Annotated in this window: 10 protein-coding genes, 1 tRNA gene and 4 pseudogenes; 6 read left to right on the forward strand and 9 right to left on the reverse strand. The window is 34.1% G+C overall.

Annotation, left to right across the window (positions count from 1 at the left end; all coding sequences use genetic code 11):
• The first annotated feature begins 700 nt into the window (after positions 1-700).
• Positions 701-1,840: an ATP-binding cassette domain-containing protein gene (locus tag THEXY_RS11920; RefSeq protein ID WP_041592150.1), complete on the forward strand. Its 1,140-nt coding sequence runs from the start codon at positions 701-703 to the stop codon at positions 1,838-1,840.
• A gap of 280 nt (positions 1,841-2,120) precedes the next feature.
• Positions 2,121-3,054: pseudogene (locus THEXY_RS12470) on the forward strand (integrase core domain-containing protein).
• 982 nt (positions 3,055-4,036) lie between these two features.
• Here THEXY_RS12470 and THEXY_RS11930 read toward each other — a convergent pair.
• The 3 genes and pseudogenes from THEXY_RS11930 to THEXY_RS11940 form a co-directional block, all read right to left on the reverse strand.
• Complete coding sequence (locus THEXY_RS11930) at positions 4,037-4,840, reverse strand: ExeA family protein (protein ID WP_013789088.1); 804 nt, start codon at positions 4,838-4,840, stop codon at positions 4,037-4,039.
• Positions 4,841-4,859: 19 nt separating this feature from the next.
• A pseudogene (locus THEXY_RS11935) lies at positions 4,860-5,996 on the reverse strand (DDE-type integrase/transposase/recombinase); the annotation flags it as partial.
• Positions 5,997-6,513: 517 nt separating this feature from the next.
• Positions 6,514-7,787, reverse strand: a pseudogene (locus tag THEXY_RS11940) (IS110 family RNA-guided transposase).
• 503 nt (positions 7,788-8,290) lie between these two features.
• Between THEXY_RS11940 and THEXY_RS11945 the strand changes: the two are divergent.
• Positions 8,291-9,664 carry an IS4 family transposase gene (locus THEXY_RS11945; RefSeq protein WP_013787204.1) on the forward strand — a complete coding sequence of 458 codons (1,374 nt, stop codon included), beginning with the start codon at positions 8,291-8,293 and terminating at the stop codon, positions 9,662-9,664.
• Between the two features lie 44 nt (positions 9,665-9,708).
• Here the strand turns inward: THEXY_RS11945 and THEXY_RS12870 are convergent, their stop codons facing one another.
• Positions 9,709-9,963, reverse strand: a complete 255-nt coding sequence (locus THEXY_RS12870) for an ATP-binding protein (RefSeq protein ID WP_349265812.1) — start codon at positions 9,961-9,963, stop codon at positions 9,709-9,711.
• Positions 9,920-10,114 carry an ATP-binding protein gene (locus THEXY_RS12875; RefSeq protein WP_049781470.1) on the reverse strand — a complete coding sequence of 65 codons (195 nt, stop codon included), beginning with the start codon at positions 10,112-10,114 and terminating at the stop codon, positions 9,920-9,922. Before THEXY_RS12875 ends, THEXY_RS12870 begins: the two co-directional genes overlap by 44 nt.
• 144 nt (positions 10,115-10,258) lie before the next feature.
• On the opposite strand from THEXY_RS12875, the pseudogene THEXY_RS12595 reads away from it, so the two are divergent.
• Positions 10,259-10,475: pseudogene (locus tag THEXY_RS12595) on the forward strand (ISLre2-like element ISTxy1 family transposase); the annotation flags it as partial.
• 279 nt (positions 10,476-10,754) lie between these two features.
• Here THEXY_RS12595 and THEXY_RS11955 read toward each other — a convergent pair.
• From THEXY_RS11955 to THEXY_RS11965, 3 genes are all read right to left on the reverse strand, one after another.
• Positions 10,755-10,830: transfer RNA gene (locus THEXY_RS11955), tRNA-Thr, on the reverse strand.
• Positions 10,831-10,916: 86 nt separating this feature from the next.
• A complete protein-coding gene (locus tag THEXY_RS11960; protein WP_013789090.1) occupies positions 10,917-12,203 on the reverse strand; it encodes an adenylosuccinate synthase in 1,287 nt (428 codons plus the stop codon).
• 16 nt (positions 12,204-12,219) lie between these two features.
• Positions 12,220-13,602 carry an NAD(P)/FAD-dependent oxidoreductase gene (locus THEXY_RS11965; protein ID WP_013789091.1) on the reverse strand — a complete coding sequence of 461 codons (1,383 nt, stop codon included), beginning with the start codon at positions 13,600-13,602 and terminating at the stop codon, positions 12,220-12,222.
• A gap of 273 nt (positions 13,603-13,875) precedes the next feature.
• Between THEXY_RS11965 and THEXY_RS11970 the strand changes: the two genes are divergently transcribed.
• Complete coding sequence (locus tag THEXY_RS11970) at positions 13,876-14,643, forward strand: threonine/serine exporter family protein (RefSeq protein WP_013789092.1); 768 nt, start codon at positions 13,876-13,878, stop codon at positions 14,641-14,643.
• Positions 14,640-15,056, forward strand: a complete 417-nt coding sequence (locus THEXY_RS11975) for a threonine/serine exporter family protein (protein ID WP_013789093.1) — start codon at positions 14,640-14,642, stop codon at positions 15,054-15,056. Before THEXY_RS11970 ends, THEXY_RS11975 begins: the two co-directional genes overlap by 4 nt.
• Here THEXY_RS11975 and THEXY_RS11980 read toward each other — a convergent pair.
• Positions 15,043-16,287, reverse strand: coding sequence for a methyl-accepting chemotaxis protein (locus tag THEXY_RS11980; protein ID WP_013789094.1), 1,245 nt, complete (start codon positions 16,285-16,287; stop codon positions 15,043-15,045). The genes THEXY_RS11975 and THEXY_RS11980 overlap by 14 nt on opposite strands.
• Between the last annotated feature and the right edge of the window lie 27 nt (positions 16,288-16,314).

Raw genomic sequence — 16,314 nt, forward strand, 5'->3', positions numbered from 1 at the left:
ACCTAAAGGTTTCAGCTTAAGCTGAGGGATTTAACCCCATTATACAGACATTAAGCAGTCCTGCGAAGAACTTGGAAGAACTCAAGAAATATGAGTTAAATCAGGACATAGAGTTAAATTTAAAGGAATAAATAGTAAATTGGTCACTCAATTGGCAAAATCAATAATCTGCAGTGTCTTTCTAAAATACGGAAAATTACAGAAAGGATATGATGGCAAGTGTCATATGATAAAAAAATGAATGTACTAAATATATATATAAAAGATTTGTTTAAAAAAATTGGAATTATTAAGATACTGCTTTATTGCATGGTCATGTTATTGTACTATTCACTATTTTCCTTACAGCCTTATTTTTTGCCACGGATATATGAATCCACAGTTGAAGGTAAATATAAACTAAATTATATATATTTATTGTTGACATTTGTAACCTTTATGTCAACGTCGATGATGAACTATCCAAATAATTATTTCCTACAATGCATTAGAAAATATACGAAACAATTAATTTGGGAACGAAATAAAGAAAAGAATTATTTGTATTTTATTAATAAAGAAGTTGGAAATATACAAAATTTGATATCAGAAGTATCGCGCTCAGTACGTAATATACAGTATGAAATCATACAAGTTATCATAAAATCTATTGTAATGATCATTATTTACACAATTATATTATATAGTTACAAGCACAATTTTGTCTGCTTCGTATGCTGTATCTTATTTAATATTTTTTCTTGTGTCATGTTTACTGTCAAAAGAGAATAAAAAGGGCATAAAAGAAGTATTAAAGTCAAGTTCAAAAATTAACGCATATACAATAGATTATTATAAAAATATTGATACTATTATTACAAATAAATCTTTTGGTCTAGAAAATTCGATTTATGATAAATTGCTTGATGATGAAAAAGCATCATATTATAATCTTCAAAAGAAAATTGATAATTCGCATCTATTACAACAGGTCATTTTGACAGTGATAACTCTTATGCTGTTAATTATAGAAGCATATTTCAAAAGAAATTTTGTAGCTGATATATCGTTTCTTTTAATACTAATTTACTCAGCTTTTAATCTAAGTAGCTTTGGAAAGGCATTCTTGTCGCTACTTGAATACAAGGATAGAATCAAAGTCGCTTTAGAAATGCTGGAGTATGGAAAAACTGACAAAACAAGTTTACGTAATTTTAAAGAAATATCAGATGATAAAGCACCTTGCATTCAATTGGTAAATCTGTCTTTTTCTTATAATAATAAACCTGTTATTAAAAATATTAATATAAGCATCAACAATAAAGATAAGATTGCAATTATAGGGAAGAATGGTTCTGGAAAATCAACATTACTTAAATTAATAGCAGGTCTTTTGACTGATTACCAAGGTGAAATAATCTGGAATAAGAAAAGTAATCTAGATTTTAACGAAATACGTTATTATTCTCAGTCTGCTAATCTCTTTGACCGTTCAATCTATGAAAATATGATTTATCCAAAGGAAAGTTATCCTATAGAAGAAGTAAAAAAATTAGTTAAGAAATTAAATTTGAATTCTTTGGTAACTAATGAGGAGGATTTATTAAACAAAACGCCGGGAGATTTCGGAGCGAAGTTTTCGGGAGGAGAAAAGCAGAAAATATTGATAGCAAGAGCTATTGTTAATAAGGCACCAATTGTTTTATTTGATGAAATAACGGCATCTTTAGATAAACAAACTGACACGCTCTTCACCAAAATACTGAATGAGTACTTTGAAGATAGCATTGTAATTTGTGCAACACATAAAAAAGTTGGCATTGAGGCATTTAATAAGGTGTATGATCTGGATGCTAAATAAATGTGCCGTATTTTTCTATGTATTTGTCAAATGAAAGTTACGCCAAATTTTAATCGTATTTTCCTCTACTTAATCTCTACTTAATAGTATAAAAAATCAAGCTGCGACAAAATCATTTCAAGTCTTGTTGCTGGTTGAAATTTTATTAATTCCTTGAAGGAAAATAAACATACTTGTCGAATATAACAAGTAAGTTCACCTCTTTTGTTAAAATTGCTTTACTATAATGATACCAGAAAACTAGACAGACAAAAAGTCAAAAATAAGTTAGAATATAGTTATGAATAAGAGAAGAAATTTTACACCAGAACAAAAAGCAAGAATTGTATTAGAGGTATTACGAGAAGAAAAAACGCTTAATGAAATAGCTGCTGAATATGAAATACATCCGAATATGATTAGCCGCTGGAAAGCAGAATTTGTCAATAATGCAGCAAAGGTATTTGCCAAAGAAACCGACGAGTTAGAAAAGGTCAAAAAAATATATGAAAAGGAGAAGGAGGAATTATTAAAACAAATAGGGCAGCTCTCTTATGAGAATGTCTGGCTTAAAAAAATCTGGTCAATTCTAAATCTCGTGAAGAACGCATGAAGATGATTGATATGGGTGATAAAAAGCTTAGTATTAGCAGGCAGGCTGAGTTCTTGGGTATTAATCGTACAAGTCTTTATTACAAACCTGTGCCAACAAGCGATGAAGAATACATGATTAAGCGTATCATTGATGAAGTCTATACAGCCCATCCCGAATATGGCTATCGCAGAATGACAACTATACTAAGGAGAGATTATGGAATTCTTATCAACTGTAAAAGGACTCGCCGTTATATGCGAGAAATTGGCATACACGGATTCTGCCCTGGACCAAATCTTAGTAAATAAAGCAGCATGGAGCACCAGAAATCATAAACAGTGACCAAGGTTCACAGTTTACATGTGAAGACTACATAAACTTACTGAAAGAAAATAGCATAAAAATATCTATGGATAGTAAAGGCAAAGCATTGGACAATCGCTGTATAGAACGATTTTTCAGAAGCTATAAGTGGGAGAAGCTTTACCTGGAAGACTGTGAAACTGGGCATCAGCTAAGAAAAATAACACAAGAATATATTGAATGTTACAATAACAAGAAACCACACCAGTCGTTAGGCAATAGAACGCCTGCTGAATATTACTATAGCAAATCTAATATTCTTGTGCAAGCTGGTTAAGTCTGCCACATTTATCACATGTTCCCTGTGGTGAGCTTCTCATTCCATGCCTTGATGCATCAGTAGTAGACAACATTGTGAAACACCAAAATGTTGATGCTTGACATAGCTGTCTAACATGGTATGCACTCATCGTAATAAGGTTAAACACTTAAATAACTTCAGTTCATGTATCTAACTTACATTTTATATAAAATTATCAAAATAAAGGATGTGCAAAAATCTAACTTAGGTTTTTAAAAAAATTGTCTTGACAGATGGGGGCATTATAACGAGTTATCCAAAAATGAAATGAAGGGTGGAATTGCAATGAAAGTGTCAGATGTATTAATTAAATGTGGTTTGGCTATATATGCTATTAGCATTTTTGTGAATTTTACTATTTATAAAATACCTAAAATACCTATGATTATTATCTTATGTGTAGCTAGTGTTTTGATTTTAATGGGCTGTGTGTTTCTTCGTATTGGGAAATAAATCTGAAGTTTTGTTATCTGTCCTAAAATTTATTTAGAATCTAATTTTTAATTTATGTTTTTAATTTATGCCATAGTATAACGTTGGAAATTAGTTTCCGAAATCACTCGTGGTTATATCTTAATTATAGCAGGAAATAAAGTCATCAAATAATACATACTGTTAAACAGCAAGATATCCCATCCTGAAAAATTGAGATTAAATAAGCTGATTTATCATAAAAAAGTATAAAGATTAAACAATCACTAAACATTGTTTTTACTTAAAAATTCACATTATACAATCTACAAGATCATATTATTCTAGAATCATATACATATAGCTGTAAGTATATTTATTTTTGGGTTTTACGCTTTTTGGGTAAATGCCATTTTGAATGTATCTTCTCCCCCGGATTGAACCGGGAGAAAGTTATTTTATGGCACCAACCCTCTCCGAAGTGCTCAGGTTGCACCCCTGCATTTCCCTATCCCCTCCGGAGAAGAAGATACACTCATATATACAATTATTCTGTAATATTTATATCGCTCTGAGCTCTAAATACTAGCTCACCATTTATAGTTTTTTGACTTTCTTTAGCTCCTAAAATCATTGACATTTCTACAAGTAAATTAATTTTTCTTAAATATCCATTTGTACTTGAATATATTAATTCAATTGCGTCATCAGTAAATATTGTTTCATTGCAGCCTGCACATTTTAATCTGGTTGTTATATATTCTTTTGTTTCATCTTTGTTTAAACCTTTAAATGAATAGTTTAAGACTATTCGCTGCCTTAATGCTTCATGTGCTTGTCTATTCAACTGTATAATTAATTGTGTCTGTCCTGATAATATAAGCAATGCATAATTTTTTGTATCCATGTCAAAATTAAATATAATGCGTAAATCGTCAAGGATCGAGTTGCTTATGAACTGGGCCTCATCAACAATGATAACAGGAGTTATGTTCTTTGAATGATAACTTAATATTACATCCTGTATCTGGCGAAACATATCACATTTTCTATGCTTTGGCATTAATCCTAAGCCGTCGGATAAATACCTGTAAAAATCCATAACTGTAAGTATTGATATCGGTATGTATACAACCTTGTACATATTAGGATTTAAAGAATTTACAAAGCTTTTTAGTGTATATGACTTACCAGATCCAGGATCTCCTGTTATTAACCCAAATCCCTTTTTATCTTTTAAAAATTCTAATCTGCTCATTGCTTGTATATAATCTTGTGATTTGTAGTGATATTTTACATCACAGTCTTTAGAAAATGGATTAAATGTTAATCCATAATATACATTAAACATCATTTTTCCTTCTTTCTATTTACAGAGAAAAGTCTATTTCTTTTCTTCTTATCTTAGAATTATCAATTTTGTTTACGGGATGTATTGTTTGTAAGAGTTTGCCGTCTTCGCTGAAAATATATGCTTTATCAAGTGATTTTGGATAATATCGTATATTTACATAATCACCGATATATTGCATTGGTACTTCAAATTTAATTTTTTCTATTGATATTGTGGCATCTTTAATTACATGTCTTTTGACTCTATACAGAAATATGTTATCAAGCTCTTCCTTAGAATTTATGAATTTCATCGTGTCAGTATATTTAATAAATTTCTCTATGGGCTTCATATTTGTTGATGAATGTACTGTTTGATGATATATTCCTTCAATATATTTATTCAAGTTATCATTCAATTCGTCTATAGAAGATATTTTCTGCCAATCAAATCCATACATCCATTGGTCTTTTAATGTTCTGAAAAACCTTTCAATTTTTCCTTTCGATTCTGGCGAATACGGTTCAGCATAACATAAAGACGTTCCTAATGAGGCACATATTAAATGCAATTGTTCGCTTTGGAATACCTTGCCGTTATCAACAAATAGTTTTTTAGGAACACCTCTTTTTGAAACAGCTTTTTTAAATGCATCAATAAGTGATATTACATTATCTGTATCATAAAATTCTGCATGTGTTATTAACCTTGATGAATCATCCAGAAAAGCAATAAGGTACGTCTTGATTTTCTTATCGTTTATAATTAAGTATGGACCCATAGATATATCAGATTGCCAGCAGTCATTAGGATGCTCCATTTCAAAGGCTCTCCTGTCTTTTATGTTTAATGCTGATGTAGATATTTTACTTTTGCGAAGATATCTTTGAATTGTGGATAAAGATACCTTATCAAGCTCGATAAACTTTTTAGCTAAAAGTTCATGATAGATTGACTTAGCTGATCTTCTTGGATTATCGAGTTTTAGATTTTTAATATAGGTTTTAACATCATCAGTTAAAACTCTTGAAGCACCTTTGTCACATCTACTTTTAGGGTATAGACCTTCAAATCCATATTTTCTGTAGCAGTAAAGCCACGTCTTAATTGTATTAGGAGAAAATTCTCTTTTGCCTAATGAAGGCACATCATAAACTTTAGAAGTAATTACCTCCCTCTATAATCTTTGATTTTCTTTCAATATCTCACTCATTCTCAGATTCTCACAATCTTCAAAGAAGCCCTCATGTATATCAATGCTATTTATTCATGAATTTTACATGTGGTAGGTAACCTAAATAAGCTTCTATTGTTTTTCCATATTTTGGCCTATGGTTTCCACTTAAGCTCATGTGGCATACCCTCCCATGTCTCACAGGATCTTTGTCCTTAATTCCTTCGTTCTGCCTTACATGAGGTGGATGTCAGTTATGCTCCATTGCTGGGTCTTATGCCCTTATGGTGAAATTACCAACCTGACAATTCCGGCTCTCTTTGTCAATCTTCGAATTTTTAAATTGAGTTTTTAACTTTATTTGTCTTATTTTTGGCACCGCTTAATTATTCAAACCATCGCAGGAGCGAGGCTGTCAAGGGTTAGCTTTGTGAAGTGAAACGCAGCAAAGCTGAGACGTGGTCCTTGCCCTTGACTGACGAGTGACTGCGGTGTATCATCACCACGGCGGTGCAATTTATGCAGCATTCCTAATCTCTGGTCTTTTTATGTCTCTTAACATCTTATTTCCGTCGTATTTTACTCCTTTTTTCAGTATGGCAAAAAATACTCTGATTAACTTGCAGCATAAAACTATTATGGACTGTTTCTTTTTTAGCGGGTTTTCTTTTCTTGTGGTGTAGTATTTGTGTAATTCCTGAAATTCTTTGTTGTTTGCAAGTATGGGCATCATCATTTTGTATAAAGCACTTCTTAGTCTCCTTCTTCCTCTTTTGCTTATGGTGGTTTGCCCTTTATGCTGCCCTGAACTATTCTCAACCAGATTGTAACCCGCAAACTTCTGGATTTGCTTTGGATGCTCATATCTTGTTATATCGCCAACTTCAGCAATAAATGTTGCTGCTGTTATTACTCCTACACCTCTTATACCTAGCATTTCACTAGCATCAGGTACTTGCATAAAAAGCTCTTCTATTTTGCTTTCTATTTCTTTAATCTGCTTTACTATCATTTCGTACTGTTCAAGTATAATTTTTATCTCTATCTCTGCCATTTCAATGCCATCTCTTTTACCAACACTTTGACTCGCAGCTTCTATAAGCTTTAAAGCCCTCTTTATACCTACAGCACGATTAACTTCTTTCTTCCAAGCTGCAAGTATTTCCTCAGCTCTAATACCTATTATCTTTACAGGCGTTGGAAATTCCTTTAATGTTATTTCCCTTCCCAATCTGCAAAAACTTTATTAAACTCAGGGAAATATATATCAAGCCATCTTGCAACCCGGTTTTTTATCTTGTTTAAGTCCTTTGTAAGCATTTCCCTTATGTCTACTGCAATTCTAAGCTCGCTGTATATACCATCAGGTATATTAGGTTCAACATATCTTCCATCTTTAACTAGCATTGCAATTGTCTTAGGGTCTTTCCTGTCATTTTTAGTTGGCGAGTTGTCATCAAATTCTTTACTTCTTTTTACGTGGAATGGATTTACCAATACCACCTTATGGTTCTTATCTCTAAGAAACTGTGCAAAGCAAAGCCAATAATGTCCCGTTGGTTCCATACCAACCATCAAATGCTCTTTGTTGCTTTTATTCATAATTTCTACAGCCCATTTAAAGAATTTTTCCATTCCATCAATGTCATTGCTAAATTCAATACGCTTACCGTATTCTATTCCTCTAAAATCAAAAGCTCTAGCGTGATGTGTCTCTTTAGCAATGTCTACACCTACAATTAATGTCTTTTCTGTTATTTGCAATATCTTTAAATTTTGGTTATACTTCATATTAGGTACCTCCTTGTTATTTTGAGAGTCGTGTTCATGAACAATCGACATCTTGTATTTTATCAGGAGGTACTTTTTATTTCAAATCTTATATTTTTTTATTACAGGAATGCTCCATTATTATTAAAAATATCATTAATTAATTTCATAAAATAGCAAAAATCCTCAGCAATAAACAAAGAGATGTATTTTAGGTATTTGCAAAACCTCATAATGCCTTATAAAAGTGAAATTTCGCTTATATTGTGAATGTCAATAGAAATTTGAGCTAAATGCTAATGAATTTTTGAATCATTACTAATGGACTTTTCCTATGGTTGATATGTGAGTTTTAAAAATAATATTTGCTTTTATCTACATATAATTAATAACTCAAACTTCGCACTTATAAAAGTAGCTCTGTACCTTGATAATTCAATATTATTTGGCTATAAAATAGCATGAGACCTCCATTTTTGGTATAATTGAATTATCAAAAAATAAACCAATTGGAGGCTCATGCTATGAATAGTATAACACAAAATTACCAAATTGATAATAAGGTTTCTACTTCGATTAAAAGTTTCTTCAAAAAATATAGAATTTCGGCTGCTTTAAGGTTATCGAATGCTTACAAAAGCAAGGGTATTCCCGTTATTTCTATTTTCGAGTACTTATTCTGTATGATCTTTACCAATAGATCTATGTATATGAATATGCTAATGGGTACAAATCAGGTTGGTTTTAAGAAAGACACGGTTTACAGATTCTTAAACTCTATTCATATTAATTGGATTCGGTTTACCACTTGGCTTAGTGCACAGATTATAAATGAGACAATTACTGGGTTAACAAGTGACAAACGCGTAAATGTTCTTATTGTTGATGACTCTTTATTCGAACGCTCTAGCTCTAAAAAAGTAGAACTACTAGCAAAAGTATATGACCATGCTAAAAAAACATACAAATATGGCTTTCGCCTACTTACACTCGGATGGTCAGATGGAAATACTTTTATCCCAGTCAATGGATGTCTTTTATCTACTGAGAATCAAAAGAATCGTATCAATGAAGCTATACCTGTGGACAAGCGTTCCGCCGGGTATTTAAGAAGGAATCTATCCCAAACTAAAGCAACAGCCGTAGCTCTGGAATTAATAAAGACCGCTAAAAAAGCAATGATTCCAGCATCTTATGTATTGTTTGACACTTGGTTCTGTTCTCCCTCTTCTTTGATTGCTATTAAAGAAATAGGCTATGATGTTATTGCAATGGCAAAGAAAACATCAAAGATGCATTACCTATATAATGGAATAATGCAGCCGTTAACAGAAATATACAAGCAGAACAGAAAAAGAAGAGGCAGGTCTAGATACCTGTTATCCGTGGAAGTTTCCATTGAAAAAGACGGAAAATCTATTCCTGCTCGAATTGTATTTGTCAGAAACAGGAATAATCGAAAAGACTATCTGGCACTTATTACCACGGATATGAACCTTAACGAGGACGAAATCATTCGTATATACGGGAAGCGCTGGGATATAGAAGTCTTTTTCAAAGTGTGTAAATCATACTTGAAGCTCAGCAAGGAATGCAATTCATTATCTTACGATGCGATGACAGCACATACAGCAATCGTATTTACCAGATACATGATGCTTGCACTAGAGAACCGTCGATCATCAGATTTACGAACAATGGGAGAGATATTTTACTACATACAGGATGAAATGTCCGATATTACGCTGATTCAGGCTTTTCATCTACTTATGCAAGTATTCATAGATACAATAACAGATAAACTATCGTTATCTTCAGAACAGCTGGACCAATTACTTGATGCTTTTATGGCTGCGATTCCCAAAGAACTTAAGGAAAGACTTCCGAAGTGTGCATAATTGTGTAAATTACTATTACTTTTTTCTGGCAAAGCATTAAGTTTTCAAGGAACAGAGTAATTATTTATGTGCGAAGTTTTAGTTAATAAAATCAACATTTGCAAAGTGACCATCTGAGTAGTATTCTCAAACATTTCTGTCCATCTTGAAAATTCAAGGTTTGTAGATACAATTACACTTTCTTTTTCACTACGATTCGAAATTATTCTGAATAATAAATCAGCTTGGTTTCTATTAAAATATAGATATGAAAGTTCATGTAGAATCAATAGGTCCCACTTTTTCAAACTGTCTTTCAAGTTTTAAAAGCTTTTTGTACTCTTGTGTTTCTGTAAGTTCTGTGATAAGATTGGCAACGGTATAGAACTTTACGTTATCTCCCTGTTTACAAGCCGTTAGCTCTAAGCCTATTGAAATATGAGTTTTACCTGTGCCAATGTTTCCTATCATAATGACTCCCTTCTCCCTCCCTCTCGTTTTAGTGTGAAATTTTCTTAGACGAAAAAGCAGGAAAATAGCGGTAAAATGTAGAAATAAGACCTCACCATCCTCCCAAAAGAATAAGTTAGAAAACAAATAGGACAGTGAGGTCTTATGGTAATAATTCAACATACACTTCGAAAATTCCTGCTTGTTATAGAAAAAAATTTGAATCACTTGATGGAAAATATACCTATTTGGAATTTGAAGAAGAACTAAAAAAATTCTAAATGAATTAGGAAAAGAGATTTGTGCCGATGTACTTCATAAACTTGATCAAAGCATATATAAAGATAAAAGTAAGCTCAAGGATGTCATATTAAAACAGCAACATGAAAACTTAAAGCCAATATAACTACAAAAACAAACAGTGTATAAAGCAAAACAAAAACATAAAGCCCGAAAGCTTTCATTTAGAAGGATTATAGGCATTTTTATCCTTTTTTGCTGCGAAAGTACGGATATAATTCTTGCATATTTATAAAAAATCGAAATAAAATAAGGTATCCGCCATTTAACTGATACCCCTTCATTTTCACATTAGCACTTTTACACTTTTTATTTTTTAAGCACTTTTCAAGCACTTTTTTTATTTAGAAATCCTAAAATATGGAGCTGGCGAAAGGAATCGAACCTTCAACCTGCTGATTACAAGTCAGCTGCTCTGCCGATTGAGCTACGCCAGCATTTATCGCCCTGACATTTATGTATTATACCAGGTAAGATTGACTGTGTCAACACCTTTTTTAAAATTTTTATGCGGAACTGATGGTTATTTCATCAGTTCCTCTCTTATTATCGTCTTCTCCCTTCCGGGTCCTACAGATATTATAGAAGCATTTATCCCTGTCAATTCTTCTATTCTTTCTACATATTTCTTTGCGTTTTGAGGCAAGTCCTCAAATCTTTCTACATTTGTGATGTCTTCAGTCCATCCATCCAATTCTTCGTATACAGGCTCACAAATAGCTAAATCTTTCAGGCTGGCTGGAAATGTGTTTATTATCCTTCCATTTAACTTATATCCTACGCATATCTTTATCTTTTCAAATCCAGTGAGAGTGTCAAGCTTAGTAAGAGCAAATGACCTTATGCCAGACAGCTTTATGGCATAATTTACTATGACAATATCAAGCCATCCACATCTTCTCGGTCTTCCTGTCGTTGTACCATATTCGTGTCCTTTTTCTCTTAGAAGTTCACCTTCTTCATCCAAAAGCTCTGTTGGAAATGGTCCTTTTCCAACCCTCGTCGTATATGCTTTAACAACACCAACTACATCATCTATCATTGTTGGGCCAACTCCTGCTCCAACTGTTACTCCACCAGATATGGGGTGTGATGCTGTCACATAAGGATATGTTCCTAAATCTATATCAAGAAGCGTTCCTTGTGCACCTTCAAATAATACTTTTTTGCCTTCTTTTATTAAATCATACAATAGTGAAGTCGTATCTACAATGTACGGTTTAAGTATCTTTGCGTATTCAATGTATTCTTCGTATATTTCTTCGAAGCTCATTTCAGATGCACCGTATATCCTTGTAAATATATCATTTTTCTTTCTGAGATTCATCATCAATTTTTCCCTAAACACTTCTTGATCTACAAGATCACAAGCTCTTATCCCTATTCTCTCCGATTTATCCATGTAACATGGTCCAATTCCTCTTTTTGTTGTGCCAATGTCGTTCTCGCCTTTTGAAGTTTCTTCTAATTCATCAAGTTTAATGTGGTACGGAAGGACTATATGTGCTCTATCACTGATTTTGAGGTTTTTTACATCTACTCCTTGATTTTTCAGCTCATTCATCTCAGAAATCAAAGAACCAGGATTTAAAACGACGCCATTTCCTATAATGCAGATCTTGTCAGGGTACAAAATGCCAGAAGGTATTAAGTGAAGTTTATACTCAACACCATCCTTTAAAACTGTGTGCCCTGCATTGTTTCCACCTTGATACCTTACGACCACATCAGCCTTTTCAGCAAGATAATCTGTTATTTTTCCTTTTCCTTCGTCTCCCCACTGTGAGCCTACTATTACAAGCGTTGACATTATTTTGCCCCTTTCTCTACTTTACTCTATTTAAAATTTCCCTCGCCACAACGATACCTGACACAGATGCTTGTGCAAGTCCTCTTGTTATGCCTGCACCGTCACCGGCAGCAAACAAATTTTCTATCTGAGTCTCAAATTTATTTGTAAGTTTCACCCTTGAAGAATAAAACTTAACTTCCACACCGTATAAAAGCGTATGTTTCGAATATATCCCTGGCGACACTTTGTCGAGAGCCTTAAGCATTTCCACTATAGACTGGAGGAATCTATAAGGCAATACGAGACTTAGATCTCCAGGTGTAGCATCTTTAAGAGTAGGTTCTACAAGCCCTCTTTTAAGCCTTTCCGGAGTTGACCTTCTCCCCGACAAAAGATCTCCAAGTCTTTGCACGATTACACCATCTCCTAGCATATTAGCAAGGGATGCGATGTACTTTCCGTAAGCTATAGGTTCTTTAAAAGGCTCCGTAAATTCTTTGCTTACCAATATGGCAAAGTTTGTATTGTCTGTCTTTATGTCTTTATAGCTGTGTCCATTTACGGTTTTTAGGCCATCGTTGTTTTCTACTACTACTTTCCCATATGGATTCATGCAAAACGTCCTAACCCTGTCATCAAATGATTTGGAGTAGTATATAAACTTTGACTCATAAACGACATCGGTTATATCCTCCATCACAACAGCAGGAATCTCTACTCTCACACCAACATCAACTGCATTGTTTTTAGTCTCCAACGACAATCTCTCAGATTCCTTTTTAAACCAGTCTGCTCCTTCCCTTCCAGGCACTACTACCACATACTTTGAGTAGTACTTTTCGCCATCCTCTGTGACGACGCCACACGCCTTGCCACCGTCTGTCAATATTTCTTTGACCATCTTTTTAATCTTTATCTCTATTTTATCCATCAAGTAATCTTCTATATTTTTTATTATGTCGTAGCACTTTTCAGTCCCTAAATGCTTTATGACAGCAGGGATTAACTTTAAGTCTGCCGCAGCAGCTCTTTTTTCTATCTCCCTTATTTTAGCTTTATCAGTGCCATGTACTTCTTTCGTGCCTCCAAAGTTTACGTAAATATCATCCACATACTTTATAAGCTCATTTAACTCACCTTTTGGTATATATTCATCCAATACTCCACCATAATCAGATGTCAAAGTCAGCTTTCCATCGCTAAATGCACCTGCACCACCTATACCACAAGTTATAGAACATGGTTTGCAGTTTGCACACTTCGAGCCATACTGGCTTATGGGACAAAGTCTACCTCTTATGTTCCTGCCTTTTTCTAAAAGCAATATACTAAGTCCACTATTTTCTTTCACCAATTCCAGGGATGTAAAAAGTCCTGCCGGACCGCCTCCTACTATTATTACATCATATGATTTCATTTTGAACACTCCTTTTTGATAGTATAACAACATCCCCTTTAGTATATTATCAGATATTCTAATTTTAATCAACTAAATTTACGAATTATAATCATTATTTTTTTTATAATGTTCGTTTTTTGCCGGTTTTTATTTTGATTTTTCGGCAAAATATTGATAAAATCTCAGAAACTTTTCCCCGTTAATAGAATAAAGCCAAATTCATCATTTTTTTATAGCTTAAAATAATATATAATAGTCTTGTGATTTCAGATATGAAAGGAATGTGGACAATTGAACCATGAAGATCTCCTAAAATTCGCTGTAATAGCCGGAAAAACAATACTTGAAAACGGCGGTGAAACGTATAGAAGTGAAGACACCATAGAAAGGATGCTTAATAATAAAGTTGAGAGAGTAGAGACATTTGTAACCCCTACAGGAATCTTTGCTTCTATTGAAAACAACGGAAAAATAGAAACAACGATAACAAGAGTCAAACAGAGGGATAGCGACTTAAACAAAGTCGCTCTTGTCAACGATTTGTCCAGAAGATTTAGCAAAGAAAGTTTAGATACACTCGACTTTTCAAAATACACAGATGAACTTATAAAAATTAGGTCAAAAGGCAAATACAGCTATTTATTGAGAGTTTTCTTTGCAGGCGTTGCTGCAGCATCATCTGGCATGCTTTTAGGCAGCACCATAAGGGATTTCATTCCTACGTTCATAACAGCTACAATGCTTCAGTGTATTGTAACGTATTTTGAAGGGCTGCGCCTTTCTACATTCATAATAAACATCATAGGCGGTGCTTTTGCCGCATTATTAGGTTTAGCATTTTCTCACTTTGCAATAGGCACTTTAAATGGCATAATAATAGGGTCAATCGTCACATTGCTTCCGGGGGTAGCCATAACGAATGCAGTCAGAGATGCTATATGGGGTGACTTGGTTTCAGCCGTGTCAAGAGGCGTTGAAGCCGGAATGTCTGCCATAAGTATAGCTGCTGGAGTAGGATTCGTTCTAAATATTTGGTACGTGATTGGAGGCAAATTATGATACAGCAGATTTTCTTTGGATTTTTAGCAACAGCAGGATTTGCATTTTTATTCAATGTGCCACTTGATGCCATCGTAGTATCGGGACTTTCAGGTGCAGTGGGATGGGCAGGTTACCTACTTGTCATGAAGATATATCCTTCCATCATCGCCGCTACATTTATAGCATCGCTTTTTATAGGCATAATGGGGGAAATATTCGCTCAAAAGAAGAAGTACCCCACCACCATATTTGTCATTCCAGGCATAATACCTCTTGTTCCTGGTGCGTATTCCTACAAGACTGTCCTTGCCATAATCCAGGGCAATAATAAACAGGCCTTTGATTTAGGCCTGCAAACCATCGGCATCGCTTTGGCAATAGCCGCCGGACTTATGTTTGTGATCTCATTTTCCAGGATTATGAGACGGTAATCTTTGAAAGCTCCTTATCAAGCTCTCTTACAGTGGATAATAAGCCCTCAAGATTATCCTTTATGTCTTGTATGAACTTAGACTGCTCCTCTGTTGATGCTGATACTTCTTCTGTCGATGCAGCAGTTTCCTCTGAAACCGCAGATATGTTTTCAATAGAAGATATTATTTCATTTTTGTACTCAGTAAGACCTACTACAGCATCATTCAAGACTCGCGTATTTTTCGTTATTGTATCGATAGAGGACTTTATTTCGTTAAACGCTTGTGCTGTAGTTTCAACTTGATCTGATTGCTCATCTGCTATTTCTTTAACAGCGCTTGCTTGCTGCACTGTAGCATCTGTCTTTTGTTTTATAGTGCTTATTATCTTTGCTATCTCAGCCGCAGCTTCTCTTGACTGTTCAGCTAAGTTTCTCACTTCTTCAGCAACAACTGCAAATCCTTTGCCTGCTTCACCAGCTCTTGCGGCCTCAATGGCTGCATTCAAAGCCAGCAAGTTTGTCTGATCGGATATACCTGTAATTACTTCTATGATCTTCTCTATCTGCCTTGAGTTAGACTGCAATTCATTTATTTCTGTCACGACACTATCGATGGAGTTTTTCGTCTCTGCCGTCTTGTCCTTAAGTGACTTTATGGTCTCTATGCCGTTTTGACTTATTCTATTGGCATTGTTTGTAGACTCTTCAACAGCTTTAAAGTAATTTGCAGATTCGTCTATGTTTTGACCCATCTTTTGAGCCATTTCTGCTGCATTTGAAGCATCTTTCGCCTGTTCAGAAGAACCTTGTGCTATTTCTTCTACTGCTTTGGCTATCTGAGTAAATGTATTGTTTGCTTCCTCTATTGACTCTGTAAACTTGCTTACTGTAGCTTCTGCACTCTTTGCAAATTCAGTGACATTTTTGATTATGCCTTTAACCTTATCCACCATCTGATTGTAGCTTTCTATCAAAGAGCCAATCTCATCATTGCGGCCTTTTGCAACATTGGCATTGAAATTGCCGTCTGAAAGCTTTTTAAACCCCTCTTTAAGTCTTGCTATAGGCTTCGTAATCGTAAAAGATATGTATATTGAAAATAATATTGATAATAAAAGCGATGCTGCAGCTACAAAAATAAACACACCGGCACCTTTGTCATTCAATACGTAGTGATATGTTCCTGCAAGAGGAATAAGATCTACAACTATAAAAGAAAGCATCAGTCTCCAAAATACACTTCTCATTCATATACCCCCTAACTTATATTATTT

The sequence above is a fragment of the Thermoanaerobacterium xylanolyticum LX-11 genome, from assembly GCF_000189775.2.
Classification (GTDB): domain Bacteria; phylum Bacillota; class Thermoanaerobacteria; order Thermoanaerobacterales; family Thermoanaerobacteraceae; genus Thermoanaerobacterium; species Thermoanaerobacterium thermosulfurigenes.